Here is a 20,531-nt window from a genome sequence, read left to right on the forward strand (position 1 = left end):
GACATCGTCGGCATCACCGGCGTGCGGCTCACGTCCGGGCGGTCGGGTGGGGATGCGGCGACTATGCCGGGGAGTGTGAGCGCGGTCACCCTTGCGTTCATTGAGTTCACCGCGCGGCGGGCAGGGAGACTGTCCGCATGCGCCTCCGCGTCCCCCGCCCCCGCAGCCTGGCCGGCCAGCTCTTCGCCGTGCAGGCCGTGCTGATCGCGGTCGTGGTCGCCGGGAGCGCGCTGTTCACCTACTTCAGCGACCGGCGGCAGGCCGAGGACGCGGCCGGGCGGCAGGCCGAGGCGGTGGCCCGGGCCATCGCCGACGCGCCCTCCGTGCGGGAGGCGGTCCGCACGCCCGACCCGACGGCCCGCCTCCAGCCGTACGCGGTGCGGGTGACGCGGGACACCGGCGTGGACTTCGTGACGATCATGGATCCGGCGGGCATCCGCTGGACCCACCCCGAGCCCGGTGAGATCGGCCGGCCCTTCCGGGGCCACATCGAGCGGGCCCGCGCGGGCGGCACCTTCACCGAGACGTACACCGGCACGCTCGGCCCGTCGGTCAGGGCGGTCACGCCGGTGCGGGACGGCGGGCGAGTGACCGCACTCGTCAGCGCCGGGATCAAGGTGGAGGAGATCAGCAAGCGGGCGCGGGACCAGCTCAGGGCGCTGCTCGGGGTGGCGGCCGGGGCGCTGCTGATCGGCGCGGTCGGCACGTACGTGGTCAACGCGCGGCTGCGCCGGCACACGCACGGCATGAACGCCGACGAGCTGAGCCGGGTGCACGACTACCACCAGGCGGCGCTGCACGCCGTGCGGGAGGGGCTGCTGATGCTGGACGGGCGGTACCGGGTGGCGCTGGTCAACGACGGCGGGCGCGAGCTGCTCGGCCTGCCCGCCGACGTGCTCGGCGTGCCGGTCGCCGACCTCGGGCTGCCGCCGCCGCTGACGGGGGCGCTGCTGGCCTCCGAGCCGCGGGTGGACGAGGTGCACCTGACCGCCTCCCGCGTCCTGGTGGTGAACACCTCCCCGGTCTCCGGCGGGGAGCGCCGCGGCACGGTGGCGACGCTGCGGGACGTCACGGAACTCCAGGCGCTCACCGGGGAGCTGGACTCCGAGCGCGGCTTCACCCGCGCCCTGCGCTCCCAGGCCCACGAGGCCGCCAACCGGCTGCACACGGTGGTCTCGCTGATCGAGCTGGGCCGGGCCGAGGAGGCGGTGGAGTTCGCCACGGCCGAGCTGGAGCTGGCGCAGGCGCTGACCGACCAGGTGGTGGCGGCGGTGAGCGAGCCGGTGCTGGCCGCGCTGCTGCTCGGCAAGGCGGCGCAGGCGAACGAGCGGGGCGTGGAGCTGGTGGTGTCGGACGACAGCCGCCTGGACGACCGCCTGCTCCCGGCGTCCCTCCCGCCCCGCGACCTGGTCACGATCCTGGGCAACCTGATCGACAACGCGGTGGACGCGGCCCAGTCGGGCGTGCCGCCGCGGGTGACGGTGACGGCGCGCACCGAGCCCGCCGGACCGGAACTCGTCCTGCGCGTCACGGACACCGGCGCGGGCGTCGACCCGGCCCACGCCGACCTGGTCTTCGAACGCGGCTGGTCCACGAAGCCGGCCGGCCCCGACGGCCGCGGCCTGGGCCTCGCCCTGGTCCGCCAGGCGGTGCTCCGGCACGGCGGCACCCTGACGGTGGCGGAGGCGTCGCGGGGCGGCGCGAGCTTCGAGGCCCGCCTGCCACTGGCGGAGCCGGCATGACCTCGACACCCATCCGCGTCCTGATCGTGGAGGACGACCCGGTCGCGGCGGACGCCCACGTCCTCTACGTCGGCCGGGTGCCGGGCTTCACACCGGTCGGCAAGGCGCACACCGGCGCGGAGGCGCGCCGCGCCCTGGAGCGCACGCCGGTCGACCTGCTCCTCCTGGACCTGCACCTCCCCGACGTGCACGGCCTCGCCCTGGCCCGCTCCCTGCGCGCGGCCGGCAACCCGGCCGACGTGATAGCGGTGACGTCGGCGCGGGACCTGGCGGTGGTCCGCGAGGGCGTCTCCCTGGGCGTGGTCCAGTACGTCCTGAAGCCCTTCACCTTCGCCACCCTCCGCGACCGCCTCGTCCGCTACGCCGAGTTCCGCAGCGCGGCAGGCGAGGCGAGCGGCCAGGACGAGGTCGACGCCACCCTGGCCGCCCTGCGCACCCCGGCCCCGGCCACGCTCCCGAAGGGCCTGAGCGCCCCGACCCTGACCCGCGTGACCTCGGCCCTCCGCGCCGCCCCCGAGGGCCTCACCGCCACCACCCTGGGCACCACCACGGGCCTCTCCCGCATCACGGCCCGCCGCTACCTGGAACACCTGGTCACCACGGGCCAGGCGGAACGCCGCCCGCTGTACGGGCAGGTGGGGCGGCCGGAGTTGATGTACCGGTGGGTGCCGGGCCGGTGAGCGGCCCGCGGGTCACCAGATGCCGTCGACCCGCGGCTCGACGTGGCAGTGGTCGTACCGGTCCGCGACCCCGGAGCTGGCGGCGGAGATCCGGGCCGTGCCGACGCCCTTCGCCGGCACGGTGATGGTGCGGCCGGACTCGCCCGCGGTGTTGCCGGCGCTGTCCTTCCACTGGACCTTCACGAAGAAGTCGGCCTCGCGCGGGTTCGGGTTCCGCACCTCGATGACGGTGTCCGGATCCCCCTCCAGATCCCCACACCGCACGAGCTTCGCGACGCCGTCCTTCGGGGGCGAGGAGGGCTTGGCGGAGGACGGGGTGGGCGACGCACGGTGAGTGGGCCGCGCCCGATACCCACCCCCACCGGCCCTCGACGAGGACGACGAGTGGGACGACGTAGAACCGTCGTGATCCTGCCGCGAACTGCTGCAACCGCCACCGCTGCTGTGCCGGTGGCGGTGACCCGTCGAAAACCCGGTCAGGGCGAGCACCACCGCCACCGTCATCACCGCGAACCTGACCGTCCGCCCCCGCATGTACATGCCCGGTATCCTAACCACAGCGACCGGCCCGGCAGATCAGGCGAGTACGCCGACCCGCCCCGCGAACGCTCGTACGCCGGGCAGCGTGCGGTCGTGCCGTAGGAGACCGTCGGCCATGGTCCGGACCGAACCCCGCCGCACCTCCTGCGGTGCCGCGCGCTCGGCGGCCAGCAGCGCCCGGTAGCAGCGGTCGGGCTTGTCCCACTGGTCGAAGGCGCGGGCGACGTCGATCCAGTAGCGGGCCTGGCGCTCGGTGGTGGGCAGGGCGGCGGGATCGATCCGCCGGGCATGCTCGATGGCCTGACCCGCGTCGCCCAGCAGGTGACTGATGGAGACCTGGTGCAGGAGCACCTGGCTGGGGCCGAAGACGGTACCGCGCAGCAGCGCGTCATGGCCGAGCCGCCCGGCGGTGTCCTCGGCCTCGGCGATCAGGCTGTGGGCCGTGTGCCGGTCGCCCTGCTTCGCGGCGGTGTAGGCGGCGGTGGCATACAGGTTGCCCTGCACGGAGAGGCGTTCGGTCGCGTCGGTGCTGCGGTCGGCGGCCAGGTGCTGGGCGGCGGTGACGGCGACGTCCGTCGCCCGGGCGTGGTGCCCGTGGCGGCGCCAGGCGGACGACACCATGCGGTGCGCCTCTGCGACGGTCAGGGCGTCCGCGCCGCCGTCCAGGGCCGCGGTGAGGGCTCGGTCGGCGGTGACGGCGGCCAGGGTGTCCTCGCCGAGCTTGATGCACAGGCGGGCCGCGGTGGTGTACAGCTCGGCGACCGCGGTGGCGGCCGGCTCCGTGTGTCCCTGTGCACAGAGAGCCTGGGCCAGCGCGATCCGGGCCGGAAGCGCGCGGGCGAGGGCGTCGTAGCGGCACGCGCCGAAGTCCCGCCGGGAGGCGTCCACCGCTGCGGTGACGGTGGTCGGGCTGGGATCGGCGGCAAGTCCCGGAATTTGCCGGTGGAGCAGAAGGTCGGCCAGCCCGGAGAGGCTGGGCTGCGGCGAGGCGTGGGCGGCCGTCGGTGGGCCGACGAGCGCGCCTGCGGTGGCACCGGACAGGGTCGCCAGGAGTTCACGGCGTCGCACCGGGTCGTCCCCCTCTTCGCCGATCAGGGTCTGCGTGCCCACCCTAGTGGCGTCGAGCCGCTCCGAGGCGGCTCCCTCGCGTGGCGGCGCGAGGCCGAGCAGATGCGGGGGAATGTCGAGGCAGGCGGCGAGACGCTGGAGCAGCACCAGGTCACGCATGGGCTGCTTGCCCCGTTCCATCCGGGACAGGGAAGCGGCCGTGTAACCGACCTGACCGCCCAGCCCGGCCAGCGTGATGTCGGCGGCCCGACGCGCCAACCGGACGATCGCGCCGGGATCGCGGCGCGCGAGAGCGTCCCTCATGGCCGTCGAGTGCCAGATCGGGTGGTTCCGGTCCACGCCTCACCTCCTGCCCGGCTCATTGTCGCCTCGAGACCTCAGGCAGCACAGGGAGTTGCAAGCCGTTTACGCCTGGTGCACACCGTGTGCGCACCAGGATGCACCCCCTCCCCGTCACCCGGCGGCCTGCGGTGTCCTCATGGCGACGGGCGGCCCGTACCCGAGCGGCAGCGCCCAGGACACCGAGGAGGACACCCCGTGAAGGCGATCACACACGCAACACCGCAGAAGCCACACCGACGGCGAGAAGGTCCGGTCGCTGCTCGTGCTGACGCCGGACCAGGTGGAGCTGTACGCGATCCAGTTCGAGCAGCTCATCGCCCAGCGGGAGAAGGCCCGGCAGGAGGGCCGCTGATGTCGCACACCGCAGCCCGACAGGGAGCTGCCGTGGCCGACGACCTGTCGGCGCAGCTGGCCGGCCGGACCGTCCTGGTCACGGGCGGGGCCGGCCTCATCGGCAGCCGTATCGCCGCCTGCCTCAGGCGTGTGGGGGCCCGTCCGGTCTCGCTGTGCACGCTGGACGCCTACCCCCGGCGCACCTACCGGGATCTGTTCGGCGTGGACCCCACCGACCCGAACGTCATCGTCGGCAACATCCAGAACCCGGCCCTGGTGGGGAGGACGGTGGCCGAGTGCGACTACGTGATCCACGCCGCCGCCCTCGCGGACGTAGCCGCCTGCACCCGCAGGCCAATGGCGGCGATCCACACCAACATCAGCGGCACGCAGGTGCTGCTGGACGCGGTCGCTTCGTGCGGGCGGATCCGCCGGCTGGTCTTCGTCTCCTCGGCCAGCGTCTACGGCAACGGTGACCCCGACGACTGGACGCGCCCTGACGAGGAGCACCGGACGGTGCGAAAGCTGCTGGAAGCCGTACACGGCCGGGTGCCTCCGCAGTTCCACGAACACGCGCCCCTGCGGCCGATGTCCGCCTACGCCAACAGCAAGGCGTGGGGCGAGAGGCAGACCGCTCTGGCACTGGGCGCGGCGGGCACCTCGTACGCGATCGTCCGGTACTTCTCCGTCTACGGAGAGCCTCAGGTCGTCAAGGAGGACAGCCACTCGTGGGTGGTCGCCTGGTTCGCCAGCCGTGCCGCGCTCGGGCTCCCGCTCCACCTCAATGGCGGTGGCCACCAGGTCCGCGACCTGGTGCACGTCGACGACGTCGCCACAGCCACGGTGCGAGCGCTGGTCGCGCCGCGGGCGCACGACGAGACGATCAACGTCGGCACCGGCGTCCCCACCACCATCAGGATGGTGGCCGACCTGATCGCCGACCAGTACCCGGGCACCCGCTTCGCGCAGTCACCCTTGCCCACCGGCGATCCGCTCGGCGGCTATGCGTCCATCCATCGCATGGAAGCGGTGCTCGGCTGGCGTCCGCAGATCGCCTTGCGTGAAGGAGTGGCCCGTTACGCACGCTGGCTGAGCGAGACACCTGAGGCCGTTCCGCGATGGCTGCGGGCCGCGTCCGAGGGGCCGACCAGCTGATTCAGATGACGGGTGGCCGCCCCAGGCGGGTCATCCGCCACACGGTGGCCCACCGCATCGGGCGACGCGGTGGGCACGGGACCCGTACGCCCTCGGCGAATCCGCCGAACCAGGCGCGCAGCCCTGCGGCCGACCGCGTGCGAACGATGGTCATGGCGGTCCAGGTGGCGAGGTAGAGCGGGACCAACAGGGCGGGCAGGTGGCGCTTGGCGAGCCAGACCCGGTTGCGGGCGACCATGCGGTGGAACACGGCGTGCCGGGTGGGCGACGTCCACGGGTGGCGGAGGACCAACTCGGGCTCGTAATGGACCTTCCAGCCCGCGTCCAGCGCCCGCCACGCCAGGTCCGTCTCCTCGTGCGCGTAGAAGAACGGCTCGGGCCAGCCGCCGATCTGGTCGAGCATCCGCACGGAGAGCCCGTGTCCGCCGCCCAGGAAGGTCGTCACCGGACCGCCCCGCATCGGGTCGGCCGCCCGCAACCGGGGGACGTGACGGCGCTGGGTGCGGCCTCGTTCGTCGGCGATGCGAAAGCCGACGACACCCAGCCGTCGGTCCGCCGCGTACATCTCCGTGAGCCGGGTGAAGACGTCCGGGCTGATCAGCAGGCCGTCATCGTCCAGGTCCACCACCACATCGACGTCCCCGAACTCCCGGAGCCGGGCCAAGGCGACGTTACGACCACCGGCGACGCCCAGATTCTCCGGGAGTTCGACACCGGTGGCCCACTCCGGCAGCGGCGGCAGCGGCGAGCCGTTGCCGACGACCACCACCCGTGCCGCAGGTGTGTCCTGCCCGGCGATCGACGCCAGCAGATCTGCCAGTTCGGCGGGTCGCGTGCCCATGGTCAGGATGGCGACGCCTACGCGCGGATGACGCACAGATGAATTCCCCGTTCCTCCGGTCCGGTGCCGCGATGCTAACGGCCCGCAGGGACGTCCGACGACCACACGACGGAAGGCCACCCATGCCCTTCATCCGGCTCGGCGACTACCTCAGCACCCCCGGCGGCACCCCGCTCGAAGGCACGCCCTACGAGGTCATGGGCCATGCGGACCTGGTCGACTTCCTCATGCACTGGGAGGACTGGCACCGCCGCGCCCTCTCCCGTATCCCCTGCCGGATCGACCCGACCGCACAGATCCATCCGACCGCGATCATCGGCGACGACGTGATCGTCGGACCTCGCGTACGGGTGTGGGAGTTCTCCACCGTTCGCGCCGGCTCGGTGCTGTGCGCCGACGTCTCGGTCGGCTTCAACTGCGAGGTGACGCGCTCCTTCCTCGGCGAACGAACCGTGCTCGGCCACCGCATCGGGATCAACAGCACCGTCGTGGGCGCTGACGCACACCTGTCCGCCAACCTGACCGTCGCGGCGATCAGCATGTGGAGCCCGCGCATGAGCGACCCCGAACGCGAGATCGTCCTGCGAACCCCCGACGGCCTCTACCGCTGCGGCACGCCCCGGTTCGGCGCCCTCATCGGTGACCGCGTCCAGACCGGCAACGGCATCAGCCTCGGCCCGGGCCTCGCCGTCGGCCGCGACTGCCGGATCACGAGCGGCGTCACCCTCGCCGCGCGCACCGTCCCCGCCCACAGCGTCGTGTCGGCACCACACACCGCCGACGCCCACGTCCGGGGACGCCGTCGTCCAGAACGGTGAGCAACTCGTGGGCGATGCGCGATGCGCCCAACCTCAACGTGCCCTTGAAGAGGACAATCCGACCGGGCGGGCGCCATGCCAAAATGTTCGGCTGATGACCCTCACCGCGAACAGTCCCGCACCGCCGGGGCCACTCCTCCGCGGCGCCACCACAGGGTGCCTCGTCCTACTGCTCCTCCCAGCCTGTCTGCTCGTCTGGTTCTGGTACACGGTCTGGCACAACGGGCACCTCAACCGTGAGGCGAAGGAGAGCGCCGAGGCGTCCGTAGTGCTGCGGGCCCGGCAGGAATCCGACGCCGCGCGCGGCACGCTCACCGCCACCGGCTCCTGGTCGGCGACGTACACGGAGAAGGGGGTCGTGCTCAGCGGCGGCCCCATCGAGGTGGACCGGTGCTTCACCCTCACCGCCCGCCGGTCGGGGACCACTTGGACGACGCGGCCGGCCGGAGGCACCCGCGAAGCCTGCGAGGCGAGCCGCGTCATCCGCGACCGGGTGGATCTGGCCCTCGTCTCCCTCAGGAACACGCCGACCGAGCGGCTGACGCGCGCCCAGGTGGCCCGCGCGTTGGATCCCACCGGCCGACAGCACCGCTACGACGTGCGGCAGGCCGTCCGCGACGAGCACGCGGTGCGCGTCACGGTGCTCGTCCGGGACGCGGTGGCCCAGGCACCCACGGCTCAGTGCTACCAGTTCACCCGTCTCCTCGACCCGCCCGCCGGCGCCGAGAGCACCTCGGCGGTGCCGCTGGCCAGCTGCTGACGCCACAAGCCTTCCCGAGAACGGCGCGCGGTTCGGGAAGATCGTCCGAATCGACTCCCGTATGTTCCTACAATCCGTGAACCTGTCCGAACGGCCCGTAGTCACCGGCCCCGTGCACCCCTACGGTGTGGCCCGTGCGCCGACCCTCATCTCGCCCGGAGCAGCCGGGACCCCCGTTCAACGCCCTTGCCGCGCGGCGGCTTCGTGCCGGGCTCGGCATGGGGCCCGAGCATGTCGCCCACGGCATGCGGGTGTCGTACGGGCTGCCCTATGTCACGCCCGATCTGATCATCGCCTGGGAGCGCGGGATCGCCTCGCCCGGGAATCCGGAACTGACGGCGCTGGCCGGGGTGTTGTGGTGTTCGCCGGGTGAGCTGATCGGGCGGCCGGAGACGCTGCGCGAGCACCGGATCGCGCGGGGGCTGGCTCCGGAGGACGTCGCGCGGACCGTCGGGGTGGAGCTGCGGGCGTACCTGAAGATGGAGGACACCGACGCCTGGCGCGGGACCGACCGCCAGTCGGCGCTGCTGGCCGACGTCCTGGGCCTCGCGCTGCCGGACTTCGTCGCCGTCACGGGCCGCGAGGAGCAGCTCGCCGAGCTGCTGAGCAGCGCGGTCAGCACCCGGTGGCAGGGATACGTGCGGCCGGTCGCGAAGGTCGCGCCGCTGGACCGGCGGGTGCTGGAGAACGTGCTCCAGCAGCTGCACCAGGACTACCAGGGCCACATGGCCGCCACCCTCAGCTGGGGCGGCGGCAGCGGCGACTCCCACGCCCAGGGCCGGGACTTCCTCGACCGGATCGTGGACCACTTCTGGGCCGCCGTGGAGAAGCAGCCCTAGCAGCAGCCCGAGAAGCAGCCCGAGAAAGCAGCCCTAGAACCGGGCCCGCGGCAAGCCTCAGCAGAACACCGACTCCGCCTCGTCCATCCGGTCCTTCGGGACCGTCTTCAGTTCCGTGACCGCCTCCGCCAGCGGGACCATCACCACGTCCGTGCCGCGCAGCGCGGTCATCCGGCCGAACTCGCCCTGGTGCGCGGCCTCCACCGCGTGCCAGCCGAAGCGGGTGGCGAGGACGCGGTCGTAGGCGGTGGGGACGCCGCCGCGCTGGACGTGGCCGAGGATGACCGGCTTGGCCTCCTTGCCGAGGCGGCGCTCCAGCTCGTAGGCGAGCGCGGTGCCGATGCCGAGGAAGCGCTCGTGGCCGTACTTGTCGATCGCGCCCTTGCCGTAGTCCATCGTGCCCTCGGCGGGGTGGGCGCCCTCGGCGACGCAGACCACGGCGAACTTCTTGCCGCGGGCGAACCGCTCCTCGACCATCTTGACCAGGTCGGCGGGGTCGAAGGGCCGCTCGGGCAGGCAGATGCCGTGGGCGCCGGCCGCCATGCCGGACTCCAGGGCGATCCAGCCGGCGTGCCGGCCCATGACCTCGACGACCATCACCCGCTGGTGGGACTCGGCGGTGGTCTTGAGGCGGTCCATCGCCTCCGTGGCGACGCCGACGGCCGTGTCGAAGCCGAAGGTGCGGTCGGTGGAGGAGATGTCGTTGTCGATGGTCTTGGGGACGCCGACGACCGGCAGACCGGCGTCGGAGAGCATCCGGGCGGCGGTCAGGGTGCCCTCGCCGCCGATCGGGATCAGCGCGTCGATGCCGAAGCTCTGGATCATGTCCGAGGCGTTCTCGCACGCCTCGCGGAGCCGGTCGCGCTCCAGGCGGGAGGAGCCGAGGATGGTGCCGCCGCGGGCCAGGATGCCGCTGACCGCGTTCAGGTCGAGGTTGCGGTAGCGGCCGTCGAGCAGGCCGGCGTAGCCGTCCTCGAAGCCGATGACCTCGTCGCCGTAGTTGTCGACCGCTCGGTGCACGACCGACCGGATCACTGCGTTCAGGCCGGGGCAGTCGCCGCCTGCGGTGAGAACTCCGATACGCATCGTGCTGTGTCTCCTGCTCGCTGTTGAGACCGGTGAGCCGCGTCCGATTCTTTCACGTCCCCCGGGGGTGTGCGCCGCACCCACTGGCAGGCGCCCTATCCCCCGCCAGAGGTATTGTCAAGAGCGTCCTACGCCCACACCGTCCCGCACACGAAACGGAGAGCACGCGTGACCCGCAGCGTCTACGTGACCGGCATCGACCGCGGCGACGGCCGCCAGGTCGTGGAGCTGGGGGTCATGGAGCTCCTGACCCGTCAGGTCGACCGGGTCGGTGTCCTCCGGCCCCTCGTCCACGACGGCCCCGACCGGCTCTTCGAGCTGCTGCGCGCCCGCTACCGCCTCTCCCAGGACCCGGCCACCGTCTACGGCCTGGACTACCGGGAGGCGTCCGTGCTCCAGGCCGAGCAGGGGACGGACGAGCTGGTGTCCGCGCTGGTCGACCGCTTCCACCTGGTCGCCCGGGACTACGACGTGGTCCTCGTCCTCGGCACCGACTACGCCGACACCCAGCTCCCCGACGAGCTGTCGCTGAACGCGCGGCTCGCCAACGAGTTCGGCGCCTCGGTCGTCCCGGTGGTGGGCGGGCGCGGGCAGAGCGCCGAGTCGGTGCTCGCCGAGACCCGCAACGCCTTCCGCGCCTACGACGGCCTCGGCTGCGACGTGCTCGCCATGGTCACCAACCGCGTCGCCCGCGAGGACCGCGACGAGATCGCCGCCCGCCTCGCCGACCGGCTCCCCGTGCCGTGCTGGGTGGTCCCCGACGAGCCCGCCCTGGCCGCGCCGACCGTCGCGCAGATCGCGCACGCCCTGGACGCCCGGGTGCTGCTCGGCGACGACTCGGGCCTGGCCCGCGACGCCCTGGACTTCGTCTTCGGCGGGGCCATGCTGCCCAACCTGCTCGGCGCCCTGACCCCCGGCTGCCTGGTCGTCACCCCGGGCGACCGCGCGGACCTGGTGGTCGGCTCGCTCGCCGCGCACAGCGCCGGCACCCCGCCCATCGCCGGCATACTCCTCACCCTGGACGAGGTGCCGGGCGACGCGATCCTCACGCTGGCCGCCCGCCTCGCCCCGGGCACGCCGGTGCTCTCGGTGCGGGGCAACAGCTTCCCCACCGCCGAGCGGCTGTTCTCCCTGGAGGGCAAGCTCAACGCGACCACCCCGCGCAAGGCGGAGACCGCCCTCGGCCTCTTCGAGCGCCACGTCGACACCGCCGAGCTGAGCCGCCGCGTCTCCGCGCCCAGCGGCGACCGCGTCACGCCGATGATGTTCGAGCACTCCCTGCTCGAACAGGCCCGCTCCGACCTGCGCCGGGTCGTCCTGCCGGAGGGCACCGAGGAGCGCGTCCTGCACGCGGCGGAGGTGCTGCTGCGCCGGGGCGTGTGCGAGCTGACGCTGCTCGGGCCCGAGGAGCAGATCCGCAAGAAGGCCGCCGACCTGGGCATCGACCTCGGCGCCGCCCAGCTGATCGACCCGGCCACCTCGGACCTGCGCCAGGGCTTCGCGGAAAAGTACGCGGCCCTGCGGGCCCACAAGGGCGTCACGGTGGAGCTGGCCCACGACGTGGTCGCCGACGTCAACTACTTCGGCACGCTGATGGTGCAGGAGGGCCTGGCCGACGGCATGGTCTCCGGCTCCGTGCACTCCACCGCGGCCACCATCCGCCCGGCCTTCGAGATCATCAAGACCAAGCCGGACGCCGCCATCGTCTCCTCGGTCTTCTTCATGTGCCTGGCCGACAAGGTCCTCGTCTACGGCGACTGCGCGGTCAACCCCGACCCGGGCGCCGAGCAGCTCGCCGACATCGCCACCCAGTCGGCGGCGACGGCGGCGCGGTTCGGCGTGGACCCTCGCATCGCGATGCTGTCGTACTCCACCGGCACCTCCGGCTCGGGCGCCGACGTGGACAAGGTGCGCGAGGCGACGGAGATCGTCCGCAGCCGCCGGCCCGACCTGCGGGTGGAGGGGCCGATCCAGTACGACGCCGCCGTGGAGCCGTCGGTGGCCGCGACCAAGCTGCCAGGATCGGCGGTCGCCGGGCAGGCCAGCGTGCTGATCTTCCCCGACCTGAACACCGGCAACAACACCTACAAGGCCGTGCAGCGCTCGGCCGGCGCCATCGCCGTCGGCCCGGTCCTGCAGGGCCTGCGCAAGCCGGTCAACGACCTGTCCCGGGGCGCGCTCGTCCAGGACATCGTCAACACCGTCGCCATCACGGCGATCCAGGCCCAGCAGGCTCCCGACGGCCGGCAGTCCCCCCGTGACCCGCAGTCCCCGACCGAGAAGGCGTCCGCCCAGTGAGCACCGGCCCCACCCGCGTCCTCGTCCTCAACTCCGGCTCGTCGTCGGTGAAGTACCAGCTGATCGACATGCGGGACAGCAGCCGCCTCGCGGTGGGCCTGGTCGAACGGATCGGCGAGCAGACCTCCCGGCTGAAGCACACCCCGGCCGACGGGGAGAGCCGGGAGCGGACCGCGCCCGTGCCCGACCACGAGGCCGCGCTGAAGGCGGTGGCGGCCGAGCTGGCCGAGGACGGACTCGGCCTGGACTCCCCGGAACTGGCGGCGATCGGGCACCGCGTCGTGCACGGCGGCCTCAGGTTCACCGAGCCGACGGTCGTCGACGACGACGTGCTCGCCGAGATCGAGCGGCTGATCCCCCTCGCCCCGCTGCACAACCCGGCGGGCCTGGCCGGCCTGCGCACCGCCCGCGCGCTGCGCCCGGACCTGCCCCAGGTCGCCGTCTTCGACACCGCCTTCCACACCACGATGCCGGAGTCGGCGGCGCGCTACGCCATCGACCCGGAGGTCGCCGACCGCCACCGCATCCGCCGCTACGGCTTCCACGGCACCTCGCACGCCTACGTCTCCCGGGAGACCGCGCGGTTGCTCGGCAAGGACCCGTCCGAGGTCGACGTGATCGTGCTGCACCTGGGCAACGGGGCGTCCGCCTCGGCCGTGCGCGGCGGGGTGTGCGTGGACACCTCCATGGGGCTGACCCCGCTGGAGGGGCTGGTGATGGGGACGCGTTCCGGTGATCTGGACCCGGCCGTCATCTTCCATTTGGCCCGGGTCGGCGAAATGTCCATGGACGAGATCGACACTCTCCTCAACAAGGGGAGCGGTCTCCTCGGACTCTGCGGGGACAACGACATGCGGGAGATCCGCCGCCGGGTGGACGGGGGCGACGAAGCGGCGGCGCTCGCCTTCGACATCTACATTCACCGGCTGAAGAAGTACATCGGCGCCTATTACGCGGTACTCGGGACGGTGGACGCGGTGGCCTTCACCGCGGGCGTCGGCGAGAACGCGGCGCCGGTGCGGGAGGCCGCCGTGGCGGGCCTGGAGGGGCTCGGCCTCGCGGTGGACAGCGGGCTGAACGCCGTGCGCGGCGGCGGGGCGCGGCTGATCTCGCCCGCGGAGGCGCGCGTGGCGGTGGCCGTGGTACCGACCGACGAGGAATTGGAGATCGCCACCCAGACCTACGCATTGGTGACCGCCTGACGGCCTCCGCAATTCACTTGTGAGCACCGAGGCGCCCATTTGTACTTTCCGCCAGACGGAATATTCCGCAGCGAAACAAACGGATAGGATCGCCCCCATGCGCCGTTCGAAAATCGTCTGTACTCTCGGCCCCGCGGTCGACTCCCACGAGCAGCTCGTCGCGCTGATCGAGGCCGGCATGAACGTGGCCCGCTTCAACTTCAGCCACGGCACCCACGCCGAGCACCAGGGCCGGTACGACCGGGTCCGGGCCGCCGCCAAGGAGACCGGCCGCGCCATCGGCGTCCTCGCCGACCTCCAGGGCCCGAAGATCCGCCTGGAGACCTTCGCCGAGGGCCCCGTCGAGCTGGTCCGGGGCGACGAGTTCACCATCACCACCGAGGACGTGCCGGGCGACCGGACGATCTGCGGCACGACCTACAAGGGCCTGCCCGGTGACGTCTCCAAGGGCGACCAGGTCCTCATCAACGACGGCAACGTCGAGCTGCGGGTCGTCGCGATCGAGGGCCCGCGGGTGCGGACGATCGTCATCGAGGGCGGCGTCATCTCCGACCACAAGGGCATCAACCTGCCCGGCGCGGCGGTCAACGTGCCCGCGCTGAGCGAGAAGGACATCGAGGACCTGCGCTTCGCCCTGCGGATGGGCGCCGACCTGGTCGCGCTCTCCTTCGTCCGGGACGCCAAGGACGTCGCCGACGTGCACCGCGTGATGGACGAGGAGGGGCGCCGCGTCCCCGTCGTCGCCAAGGTGGAGAAGCCGCAGGCGGTCGAGAACATGGAGGACGTCGTGCTGGCGTTCGACGGTGTGATGGTCGCCCGTGGCGACCTGGCCGTCGAGTACCCGCTCGAGAAGGTCCCCATGGTGCAGAAGCGCCTCATCGAGCTGTGCCGGCGCAACGCCAAGCCGGTGATCGTGGCGACCCAGATGATGGAGTCGATGATCACCAACTCGCGCCCGACCCGCGCCGAGGCGTCCGACGTGGCCAACGCGATCCTGGACGGCGCCGACGCGGTCATGCTCTCCGCCGAGTCCAGTGTGGGCGCGTACCCGATCGAGACCGTCAAGACGATGTCGAAGATTGTCCAGGCGGCCGAGGGCGAGCTGCTCTCCAAGGGCCTGCAGCCGCTGGTGCCGGGCAAGAAGCCGCGCACGCAGGGCGGTTCGGTGGCCCGCGCCGCCGCCGAGATCGCCGACTTCCTCGGCGGCAAGGGCCTGGTGGCCTTCACCCAGTCCGGCGACACCGCGCGCCGCCTCTCCCGCTACCGCGCCGCGCAGCCGATCCTGGCCTTCACCACCGACGAGTCGGTCCGCAACCAGCTGGCGCTCAGCTGGGGCGTCGAGCCGCACGTGGTGCCGTTCGTCAACACCACCGACGAGATGGTGGACCTGGTGGACCAGGAGATGGTGCGCCTCGGCCGGTTCAGCGACGGCGAGATCGTCGTGATCACGGCCGGCTCCCCGCCCGGGGTCTCCGGCACCACCAACATGGTCCGCGTGCTCCACCTGGGCGAGACCCGCCACAACTGACGGACCGGTGAACGGCGGCGAGGGCGCCCCCTGCGGCAGGGGGCGCCCTCGCCGCCGTACGCGGTGTGCCGCGCGGTGTCAGTCCGTCGTGTACTGGTGCAGCCCGGGTATGTGCAGGGTGCCGCCGAACTGGCCGGCCTGGACGACCTTGACCTTGGTGAAGTAGATCAGCGGGATGTTCAGGGGCGGCGGGTTGTCCGGGTCGAAGGTGATCGGGATCAGCCCGAGCAGGTTCCCGGAGATGGACTCGGTGTACATCACCGTGTCGCCGTCGGTGATGGTCGACTTGGAGCCCTTGGCCGCCTGCACGTGGTAGGTCTTGCCGGACTGCTTGTCGTTCACCGTCTGGTGCAGGTCGCCGATGTCGGTGCCGTTGGATATGACGTACTTCAGCACCTTCTTGACGGTGCCGTTGGCCGTGCGCACCTCGACGACGCCCTTGTAGTCGGCGCCCTTCAGCGTCAGCGAGCTGGCGTTGAGGTACCAAGGGTCGTCCGGCAGCGGGATCTTGTTGTCCACGCCGCCCTCGGCCTCGGTGGCGACCGGGCAGTCCTCGGGATCGGCGGCGGGGCTCTCGGAGGGGTCGGGGGTGGCACCGGGGGTGGCCGACGGGGTCGCCTCGGCCGCCTTGTCCTGCGCCTCCTTCGCCGCCTTCTCCTCCTTCGCCGCCTTGTCCGCCTTCTCCAGGGCCTCCTTGGCCTTCTGGAGGGTGTCCGCGGAGGCGGTGCTCTTCGGTTCGGGCTTCGCGGCGGGGGCGGTGTCCTTCGCCGTGTCCGCCGTGTCCTTCGCCGTGCCGGTGGACTTCTCCGGCGTGTCCTTCGCCGTGTCGTCCCCGGTGGCGCTCGCGGAGGGCGTGGGGCTCGGGCTCTCGGTCTTCTTGCCGCCGCCGAGGATGCCGCCGACGGCGTCGCCTATGCCCCTGCCGATGTCACCGAGGAGGCCGCCGTCCTCGTCCTTCTCGTCCGACGTGGAGGCGGACGGGGAGGGAGCCGGAGCGGAGTCGTCCTCCTTGCTCTGCGGGGCCTTGTTCTCGGGCGTCTTGGTGTCGGGCGCCTTGTCCGGCGTGTCCGAGGACGCGGTGGGCTCGGGAGCGGGCTGGGCCGCGTCGTCGGAACCTGAATCCGGCGAAGCGTCCGTACCCGTCTCGGGCTTCTTGTCGTCCTGGTCCGCCTCGGCGTCGCCCTTGCCGGACGCCGACTCCGAGGCGGACGGCTTCGAGTCGGACGGCTCCGAGTCGGACGGCTTCGGCGACTCGGACGCGTCGTCGCCCTTCAGCGCCTCGACGCACGCCTTGTACTCGTCGACCGTCAGGCTGCTGGCCTTCGGCGCCGGGCCGTCGCCCCCGTCGGCGAGGGCCAGCGTCGGCGTGAACCCCATCCCCATGAGGACCGCCGTCGGCATCGCCGCCAGGGCTATCGCCTTGCCGGCCGGCACGTGGAACCGGGTGAACAACGGCTTCTTGGCTGCCGCGTGGCGCGGCCCGGTTCTCACGCGGGACGCTTCCACGTCAGTCCCGCGGGTCACCTCGTCAGCCGGCACTGTGCCTCCCGTTCGCCCCGTTGGCCGGGCTCGTTCCTGACAGATCGTTCGGCTGGTCCGCTCCCGGGCCCTGCTGCGGCACGTGCGGCAGCGTTCCCTCGGGGGTGTGTCCCAGGCTCTTGTCACCCGCCGGCGGCTCGGCGGCCCGCTGCCGCGTGCCCGGCACCCAGGAGACGGCCATCGCGCCGCCGACCAGGGCGAACAGGAAGCCGATGAGGAAGCCGCCGAGGTTGGAGACCGGGATGGACACCAGCGCCAGCAGGATCGCCGCCACACCCGCGAAGACCCGGACGTGCTTCTGGAACCACAGGCTGATGCCCAGCACGACGAGGAGCACGCCGATGATCAGGGACCCGGCGCCGGCGGTGGTGGACATCGCCAGGGTCAGGTGGCCGATCTGGAGGTTCGCGTAGGGGAAGTAGGCGATCGGGATGCCGCCGAGGGCGATGAACAGGCCGGCCCAGAACGGCCGCGAGCCTCGCCAGGTGCGGAACTGCTGCCTCCGGACGGTGAACTGGCCGGGTGCGGCGGGACCGGGTGCGGCAGGAGTCTCGGCGCTCATGGAAAACAGCTCCCTGGTACGGCTTTGCTGGGGTGGAGATGTGGGCCGCGTACGAGGGCGCGGCCGGAGAGTGGACGGGCGGGGGCGCCGTCGGCTCCCCCGCCCGTCAGCGAGTGCTTAGTAGCACTCCTTGACACCCGTGGACAGCGACATCTTCAGCCCGCTGAGCTTGAAGGTGCCCGCCGTGGTCGCCCACGCCGTCTGCTTCACACCGGTCAGCGTGGCCGAGTTGGCCTGCTGCGCGAAACCGTAGGGATTCACGGTCTCGCCCTGCTTGATCTTCGGACCCTTGGCGGCGTCCTTCGCGGCCACGCCGATGTCGATGCCGCGGAACGTGGCATCGGCCTCGAGGTCCTCGACGTCGATGTACAGGTTGTCGGCGTGCACCGGCGTCCCGTTGCCACCGGCCCTCAGCACGAGGCTGACCGAGCCGATGAGCGGGATGTTCGGGGTGACCACCGACTGGCACATCTTCGTGATGTCAGCCGACTTGAACGACGACACGGCGACGGGGTGAGCCGTCTTCTTGCCGTCGAGCGTGTAGCCGGAGTCGATCGCCCCGTACTGGGCGAAGCCCTTGCCCTCGAGCTTGTCCGCCGTCACCTTGAACGACTGCCCGGACACGCTGAACGACGCGGCGAGCGCGCCCTGCGCCAGCGCGACGCCTATCGCAGCCGTGGCGGCCACGCTGGGCACCATGACCACAGCGAACCGCTTCCATCTGGTCCCGCCACGCACCTGGGACTCCATATGTTCCTCCTTCTCGGACGTACATCTCCTGTTCCAGGTCCGCCTCCTGAGCGGCGGCTCGGCCTGGCAGGGATGGGAGAAGTGCTACGTCCTCGGGAAGGAGAGCGCCCGCGCTCGGCGGCGCCAACCACGCGCCCGAATCACCGGCGATCACCCCCGAGCGACAACCACTGGTCGCGCCTGACACGCATCACGCACAACCCTGCTGGACAGGCTTCGCCGGTGGGCGAAGACCCCCCTGTCCGAGAGCCGGCACCACTGCTGCCGACTCTGCCCGGTGGGGACCCAGGATGCCCGTGACCCGACTGGCTTGCGGGGTGCGGGAAATGGACCGAGCGTGGCCGATCGTGGTCCATTTACGCCGCCGACACAAGGGGGTTCGTTACTGGCTAGTAACGGCCGGATAACCGGAATGCGACGTACCGGCCGCGAACCGCGACGCTGGGTGCGTCAAAGGGGAGGAGCAAAATGGTTGATGTGCGGACAGAGCGCGGCAGACCGACGACCCTGTCTTACTGGGAGTAACAGCGGCCGCGATTGCCAAGTTTTGGCAAAGCGCGACCGCTGCGGTCCCGACCGTCCGTCAGTACAGGGCCCGCGCCAGGGCCCGGCGCGCGGTGGCGACCCGGGGGTCGTCGGAGCCGACGACCTCGAACAGCTCCAGGAGCCGCAGCCGTACGGCGTCCCGGTCCTCCCCCGCGGTGCGGCGCACGGCGTCGACGAGGCGCCCGAAGGCGTCCTCCACATGGCCGCCCACCAGATCCAGGTCGGCGGCGGCGATCTGCGCGGCGGCGTCGCCGGGCTTCTCGGCGGCCTCCTGGCGCACCTTCTGCGGGTCGGCGTCCTGCACGCGCTGGAGCAACTCGGCCTGCGCCAGGCCCAGCTTGGCCTCGGGGTTGCCCGGGTCGTCGGCCAGCACGTTCTTGTACGCCTGCACGGCGCCGCCCAGGTCGCCGGAGTCCAGCGCGACCACGGCGGCCTCCAGGGCCGCGTCGTGCGGCCCGGCGGGGCGCTCGGGGGCAGCGGCGCGGGCGGCGCCCGGCTCGGCCTCCGGGTCGACGGCGAGGCCGGTCAGACCGAAGCGCTCCTCGGCGACCTGCACCAGCTGGTCCAGGGTCTGGCGGATCTGGGTCTCGCTCGCGGCGCCCTGGAAGAGCGGCAGCGCCTGGCCGGCCACGACCGCGAAGACGGCCGGGATGCCCTGGACGCCGAACTGCTGCATCAGCATCTGGTTGGCGTCGACATCGATCTTGGCGAGCAGGAAGCGGCCGCCGTACTCGACGGCGAGCCGCTCGAGCACGGGGCTCAGCTGCTTGCAGGGCTCGCACCACTCGGCCCAGAAGTCGATGACGACCGGGACCTCGGTGGACCGCTGCAGGACGTCGTTCTCGAAGCCGGCCTCGTCGACGTCGATGACGAGGTCGGCCGGGGAGATCGCCCCCGCCCCGCCGTGCCGTGCGGCGTCGGCGCGCGCCTGCTCCGCCTTCGCCTTGGCCTCCTGGGCCGACTTCACCGCGGCGAGGTCGACGACCCCGCTCATGGACATGTTCCGTGGCTGCATGGGTCTATCCTCCCCCGTCCCCGGCGCGTGCGTGAAAAGCGGGGTGAAAGCCCGCTCTGAAGGGTCATGTACGGCGCCGGGTCCCCACCCGCGCCCTGTGGTCGTCGCTCGGCGCGGACCGCGGCCCGCGCTTTCGCTACGAGTCGTAGCGTAATGGCATGACGGGGCGTCGGGCGAGCCCTTTCCGGTGATCTCCCTCACGGCCGCCGGCAGACCCGGCGATAGGGTCGGGGAATGCAGAGCAGCACCCCCGCCGGCCGGGCCGGCCGTCCGCGCAGCGCCACCGCGGACACCGCGATCCTGGCCGCGACCCGGGAGGCGCTGGTGGAGCTGGGCTGGTCGAAGCTGACGCTGGGGGACGTGGCGACGCGGGCCGGGGTCGCCAAGACGACGCTGTACCGCCGCTGGGCGGGCAAGAACGAGCTGGTCGTGGACGCGGTGGCGGAGCTCTTCGACGAGCTGGAGCTGCCCGACCGGGGGTCGCTCGCCGCCGACATCGAGGGTGTGGTGCTCCAGTTCGCGGCGATCCTCGCGCGCCCCGAGGCCAAGAGCGGGCTGATGGCGGTGGTCGCGGAGTCCGTCCGGGACGACGCGCTGCGCGAGCGGATCCGGGCCTCGATCGTGGACCGGCAGAAGCGGCTGGTCCTCCAGGGGCGGGCGCGGGCGCAGCAGCGCGGCGAACTGCCGCCCGAGGCCGACCCGGCCGAGGCCGCCCGCACGGCGGACCTCATCTTCGACGTGGTGGCGGGCGCGGTGGTGCACCGGACGCTGGTGAGCGCGGAGCCGGCCGACGGGGAGTGGGTGCGGGGGCTCACGCGGGTGCTGCTGCTGGGCCTGGCGGCGGCGGGGTCCTGAAGGTCCTGAGCCCTGAGCCGCCGCCCGGCCGG

Annotated in this window: 18 protein-coding genes; 10 read left to right on the top strand and 8 right to left on the bottom strand. The window is 72.3% G+C overall.

The window, feature by feature from the left end; genetic code table 11:
• The first annotated feature begins 137 nt into the window (after positions 1 to 137).
• A complete protein-coding gene (locus tag ACGFZL_RS22475; protein WP_393694128.1) occupies positions 138 to 1,742 on the top strand; it encodes an ATP-binding protein in 1,605 nt (534 codons plus the stop codon).
• Positions 1,739 to 2,422, top strand: a complete 684-nt coding sequence (locus tag ACGFZL_RS22480) for a response regulator (protein ID WP_393694130.1) — start codon at positions 1,739 to 1,741, stop codon at positions 2,420 to 2,422. The genes ACGFZL_RS22475 and ACGFZL_RS22480 overlap by 4 nt, the downstream gene beginning before the upstream one ends.
• A gap of 12 nt (positions 2,423 to 2,434) precedes the next feature.
• On the opposite strand, the gene ACGFZL_RS22485 is transcribed toward ACGFZL_RS22480, so the two are convergent.
• Both ACGFZL_RS22485 and ACGFZL_RS22490 read right to left on the bottom strand, forming a co-directional pair.
• Positions 2,435 to 2,641 (bottom strand): hypothetical protein, encoded by a 207-nt coding sequence (locus tag ACGFZL_RS22485; RefSeq protein ID WP_393694132.1) that lies wholly within the window; start codon positions 2,639 to 2,641, stop codon positions 2,435 to 2,437.
• Between the two features lie 357 nt (positions 2,642 to 2,998).
• The gene (locus ACGFZL_RS22490; RefSeq protein ID WP_393694134.1) at positions 2,999 to 4,369 is read right to left on the bottom strand and encodes a helix-turn-helix domain-containing protein; all 1,371 of its coding nucleotides are present in this window, start codon (positions 4,367 to 4,369) and stop codon (positions 2,999 to 3,001) included.
• Between the two features lie 387 nt (positions 4,370 to 4,756).
• Here ACGFZL_RS22490 and ACGFZL_RS22495 point away from each other — a divergent pair, with 387 nt between their 5' ends.
• Complete coding sequence (locus ACGFZL_RS22495; RefSeq protein WP_393694136.1) at positions 4,757 to 5,860, top strand: NAD-dependent epimerase/dehydratase family protein; 1,104 nt, start codon at positions 4,757 to 4,759, stop codon at positions 5,858 to 5,860.
• Position 5,861: 1 nt separating this feature from the next.
• Here ACGFZL_RS22495 and ACGFZL_RS22500 read toward each other — a convergent pair whose 3' ends face one another.
• Entirely contained in the window at positions 5,862 to 6,737 is an 876-nt protein-coding gene (locus ACGFZL_RS22500) for a glycosyltransferase family 2 protein (RefSeq protein WP_393694138.1), read from the bottom strand.
• Between the two features lie 86 nt (positions 6,738 to 6,823).
• Here ACGFZL_RS22500 and ACGFZL_RS22505 point away from each other — a divergent pair, with 86 nt between their 5' ends.
• From ACGFZL_RS22505 to ACGFZL_RS22515, 3 genes are all read left to right on the top strand, one after another.
• Positions 6,824 to 7,519, top strand: a complete 696-nt coding sequence (locus ACGFZL_RS22505) for a transferase (protein WP_393694140.1) — start codon at positions 6,824 to 6,826, stop codon at positions 7,517 to 7,519.
• A gap of 94 nt (positions 7,520 to 7,613) precedes the next feature.
• On the top strand, positions 7,614 to 8,279 hold the full coding sequence (locus ACGFZL_RS22510) for a hypothetical protein (protein WP_393694142.1): 666 nt from the start codon (positions 7,614 to 7,616) through the stop codon (positions 8,277 to 8,279).
• Between the two features lie 134 nt (positions 8,280 to 8,413).
• Positions 8,414 to 9,118, top strand: coding sequence for a helix-turn-helix domain-containing protein (locus ACGFZL_RS22515; protein WP_393694144.1), 705 nt, complete (start codon positions 8,414 to 8,416; stop codon positions 9,116 to 9,118).
• A gap of 57 nt (positions 9,119 to 9,175) precedes the next feature.
• Here the strand turns inward: ACGFZL_RS22515 and ACGFZL_RS22520 are convergent, their stop codons facing one another.
• Positions 9,176 to 10,204, bottom strand: coding sequence for an ATP-dependent 6-phosphofructokinase (locus ACGFZL_RS22520; protein ID WP_355169930.1), 1,029 nt, complete (start codon positions 10,202 to 10,204; stop codon positions 9,176 to 9,178).
• Between the two features lie 168 nt (positions 10,205 to 10,372).
• On the opposite strand from ACGFZL_RS22520, the gene pta reads away from it, so the two are divergent.
• The 3 genes from pta (at position 10,373) to pyk (ending at position 15,232) form a co-directional block, all read left to right on the top strand.
• Positions 10,373 to 12,502, top strand: a complete 2,130-nt coding sequence (gene pta, locus ACGFZL_RS22525) for a phosphate acetyltransferase (protein WP_393694146.1) — start codon at positions 10,373 to 10,375, stop codon at positions 12,500 to 12,502.
• On the top strand, positions 12,499 to 13,704 hold the full coding sequence (locus ACGFZL_RS22530; protein ID WP_393694148.1) for an acetate kinase: 1,206 nt from the start codon (positions 12,499 to 12,501) through the stop codon (positions 13,702 to 13,704). The genes pta and ACGFZL_RS22530 overlap by 4 nt, the downstream gene beginning before the upstream one ends.
• A gap of 97 nt (positions 13,705 to 13,801) precedes the next feature.
• Positions 13,802 to 15,232, top strand: coding sequence for a pyruvate kinase (pyk, locus tag ACGFZL_RS22535; RefSeq protein WP_355169924.1), 1,431 nt, complete (start codon positions 13,802 to 13,804; stop codon positions 15,230 to 15,232).
• A 78-nt stretch (positions 15,233 to 15,310) separates the two neighbouring features.
• On the opposite strand, the gene ACGFZL_RS22540 is transcribed toward pyk, so the two are convergent.
• From ACGFZL_RS22540 to ACGFZL_RS22555, 4 genes are all read right to left on the bottom strand, one after another.
• Positions 15,311 to 16,771, bottom strand: a complete 1,461-nt coding sequence (locus ACGFZL_RS22540; protein WP_393694150.1) for a hypothetical protein — start codon at positions 16,769 to 16,771, stop codon at positions 15,311 to 15,313.
• Positions 16,761 to 17,333 (bottom strand): DUF6114 domain-containing protein, encoded by a 573-nt coding sequence (locus tag ACGFZL_RS22545; RefSeq protein WP_393694152.1) that lies wholly within the window; start codon positions 17,331 to 17,333, stop codon positions 16,761 to 16,763. The genes ACGFZL_RS22540 and ACGFZL_RS22545 overlap by 11 nt, the downstream gene beginning before the upstream one ends.
• 117 nt (positions 17,334 to 17,450) lie before the next feature.
• Positions 17,451 to 18,083 (bottom strand): DUF6230 family protein, encoded by a 633-nt coding sequence (locus ACGFZL_RS22550; RefSeq protein WP_393694154.1) that lies wholly within the window; start codon positions 18,081 to 18,083, stop codon positions 17,451 to 17,453.
• A gap of 583 nt (positions 18,084 to 18,666) precedes the next feature.
• Positions 18,667 to 19,644, bottom strand: a complete 978-nt coding sequence (locus ACGFZL_RS22555; RefSeq protein WP_393694156.1) for a tetratricopeptide repeat protein — start codon at positions 19,642 to 19,644, stop codon at positions 18,667 to 18,669.
• Positions 19,645 to 19,878: 234 nt separating this feature from the next.
• On the opposite strand from ACGFZL_RS22555, the gene ACGFZL_RS22560 reads away from it, so the two are divergent.
• The gene (locus ACGFZL_RS22560) at positions 19,879 to 20,499 is read left to right on the top strand and encodes a TetR/AcrR family transcriptional regulator (RefSeq protein WP_393694158.1); all 621 of its coding nucleotides are present in this window, start codon (positions 19,879 to 19,881) and stop codon (positions 20,497 to 20,499) included.
• The last annotated feature ends 32 nt before the right edge of the window (positions 20,500 to 20,531 follow it).

This window comes from Streptomyces sp. NPDC048182, from assembly GCF_043202555.1.
Taxonomy (GTDB): Bacteria; Actinomycetota; Actinomycetes; order Streptomycetales; family Streptomycetaceae; genus Streptomyces.